Annotated in this window: 1 protein-coding gene; it reads right to left on the minus strand. The window is 74.1% G+C overall.

Annotation, left to right across the window (positions count from 1 at the left end; translation table 11 throughout):
- A partial coding sequence (locus E5198_RS20740) for an alpha-2-macroglobulin (protein ID WP_136491800.1) occupies nucleotides 1-3177 on the minus strand: 3177 nt, incomplete at both ends.

A 3177-nucleotide genomic window follows, 5' to 3' on the forward strand; every position in this document is an offset into this window, starting at 1 on the left:
CTCCTCGCCGGGCAGCGCCAGTCCCGCCACCTCGACGCGGATGCGCCCCTGGCCGAGGCCGCCTTCGGCGCGCACCGGGATGCGCAGGGTGGCGCGCTGGCCGGCGGCCAGCTGCAGCTCCGCCGCGGCGTCCCCCAGCAGGCGCAGCTGCCCCTCGGCGTCCAGGCGCACGGCGAGGGTCTGCGCGCTGCCGGAGCGGTTGTCCAGGTCCAGGGCCAGCGTGGTCTCGTCGCCGCCGGCGAGGAAACGCGGCATGGCCAGCTCGGCGACCAGCGGTGCGGCCACCACCGTCTTCGCCTCGGCCATGCCGTAGCGCTCGTCGCTCCAGGCCTGCGCCATCAGGCGCAGCTCGCCGTTGAAGTCGGGAATGTCCAGGCTGACCTCGCCCTCGCCCTGATCGTCCAGAGCCAGCGCCTCGCTCTGCCGGGCGACGATCAGCACGCCGGTTTCCGGGCGCTTGCCGCCGGCCTCCAGCCCGGCGTCGCCGCCGTAGGCCAGGCTGGCGAGCCGGCCGCGGCCGGCCTCGATCAACTGGCCGTAGACGTCGAACTGGTCGGCGCCGTAGGCCTTGCGGCCGAAGAAGGCGGCGAAGGGATCGGGCGTGGCGTACTCGGTGATGTTGAGGATGCCCACGTCCACTGCGGCGACCAGCACGTGCGCCCGGGCGGGAATGCTGCCGTCGGCGTTGCGCGCGCGCACCCTGACCGTGAGCGGCTGGCCGGGACGCATCCGCTCGGGCGCCTTCAGGCTGAGCGCCAGCTTGCGCGGGGCGCGCTCGAGCGGCAGGTGCAGCAGGCCGACCGCCCGCTTGGGGGTGACCTGCGCCTTGCGCTCGCCGGGACGCACCACCTGGGCGCTCAGGTACAGGTCGTGGCGCAGCCAGTCGCTGGCGATGGGCACCTCGAAGGTCTTGCCCTCGGCCGGCACCTCGATCTCCTGCCACCACAGCGGACCGTCGGCGGACTCCACCAGCAGGTAGCCGTTGCCGGCGGCCGGCGGGGTGACCGTGACCCGGGCGGTGTCGCCCGCGCCGTAGGCCGGCCTGTCCAGCGCCAGCTTGACCTGGTCCGGGCGCACCGCGCCGCCCTCGGCGTTGTCCTGCCAGCGGTAGCCGGCCCAGAAGCGCAGGCTGCTGCGCAGGCCGCTGGCGTTGTCCACCAGTTCGACGCGGTAGGGCCCCCACTCCACCGGGAAGCTCACCTTGGCGGTGCCACCGGCCGGGATGCTGAGCGGCTCCTCGCTGAGGGTGAGGAATTTCTCGGTGAAGTCGTGGCTCCAGCCGTCGCTCTCGGAAAAGCTCCAGAAGTAGTCGCGCCGCTCGCGCACCAGGCGCACGCTGAGGTTGTCGGCGGCCAGCTTGTTGCCGGCCGCGTCGGCCACCAGCAGCTCGAACTCGGCCTGGCCGTCGGCATCCACCTCCTCGCCGTCGAACAGCGCGCGCAGGCCCGGCAGGCGTTCGCCCGGCCAGACCGGCTGCTCCAGCCGGCGGGTGACCGGGCGGCCGCCGGACTCCTGCAGGCTGGCCTGGAGGATCAGGCGCAGCGGCGAGCGCGCCTCGCTCCAGCGGTTCTCCACGCGGATCGACGCCCGCCCCTCGCCATCCAGGGTCAGCTCCTCCAGCTCCTGCTGCTGGCTGAGATCGGCCTCGGTGATGTCGCCGAACTGGTAGCCCGGCAGATTCGCCACCGCCTCGCGCAGCGGGCGCACGTAGAGCTGGCCGGACAGGCGATTGCCGGCAGCCGGCGCGCCGTACAGGTAGCGGCTGCTGACGGCGAACTCGACCTGCGCGTCCGGCGCCAGAGGCCGCTCGCTGCCGGCCAGCTCCAGGGCCAGACGCTCGGGGAGGAAATCCTCGACCAGGAACTCGTGGAGTTGCGGCTCGCCGGCGCCGAGGTCGAGGCGCAGCTGCCAGCGTCCGGTGGGCGCCTGCTCGGCCAGCTCGAGGCGGTACTGGTAGAGGCCGGCGGCGTCGGCGTTCCAGACGAAGCGGCGGCTGGTCTGCCCGTCCGGGCGGCGCACCTCGACGCTCACCGGCTGGGCCGCGATCGCGCGGCCGTCGGCGTCGCGCAGCAGGGCGTTGAGCAGCACGGTCTCGCCCGGCCGGTAGAGATCGCGCGGGCCGAACACGAAGAACTGCAGCGGCTGCGCGCGGGGCCCGGCGATGGTGAATTCCGCCAGGTCCAGCGCCGCGCCGTCCAGGCGCAGCAGGCTGGTCTGCGCGCCCTGGCGGGCCAGCAGCAGGCGGGCCTTGGCCGGCAGCGGCAACTGGGCGTGGCCGCGCGCGTCGGTCTCGCCGCCGGCGAGCAGCGCGCCGTTGCCGTCGAGCAGCTCCAGCGTCACCCCGGCCCGGGCCTTGCCGCCCTCCAGTGCCTGGGTGAATACGTCCAGGCGGTCGCGGTAGCGGTGCGCGGACAGGCCGATGTCGCTGAGGGTGAACAGCGTCGCCGGCAGCGTATGGGCGTAGCGGCCGGCCTCGCGCATCACCGCCAGGTACACCCCCGGCTGCTTGAACGGCTCGAGGCCGGCGATCGGCAGCAGCAGCGTCTCGCGGGTGTTGCGCGCCGACTTGAGGTCGAAGCGGCCGCCGTAGACCAGCTCGGCCATCGGCAGCAGCTCCTCCGCCTCCCAGACGTCGAGGCTGCTGCTGCGTCCCCAGCGCGCCAGGAAGGCCGGCAGCGCCTGCGGACGGATGCGGAAGAACTCGACGTTGACCCGCTCGACGTTCAGCGCGAGCACCGGCAGGCCCTCGGCCAGGCGGGTCGGCAGCAGCGAGCCGCGGCTGGCGAAGCCGACGCTGGGCTGCAGGTCGCGGGTCTCCAGGCGGCTGACGTGCTCGCGGGCCAGTTGCGCGCCGTTCACCGCGCGCAGGCCGGCATCCACGGTCAGCACCAGCTTGCGCTGCGGCTCCAGGTGGCGCAGGCGCAGCTCGCTGAGGTTGTCGGTGAGCTCCCAGGCGCCATCCACCTTGCCGTCCTTGCTGTCGACCAGGTGCAGGCGCTCGGCGAACGGCTGGTCGGGATCGAGGGGCACGGAGAAGGTCACCGACAGCGCGCTGGCGCCGTCCAGCTGCACCTCGGAGACATCCACCACGCTCAGCTCGCGACCGGCATGCCGTGCGGCCAGCGCGGCGCGATCCGGCGGCGCGGCCGCCTGGCGCTCGGCCGCCGGCGTGGCGGC

Origin of the sequence: Pseudomonas sp. A-1, assembly GCF_004801855.1 — a bacterium.
GTDB lineage: Bacteria > Pseudomonadota > Gammaproteobacteria > Pseudomonadales > Pseudomonadaceae > Geopseudomonas.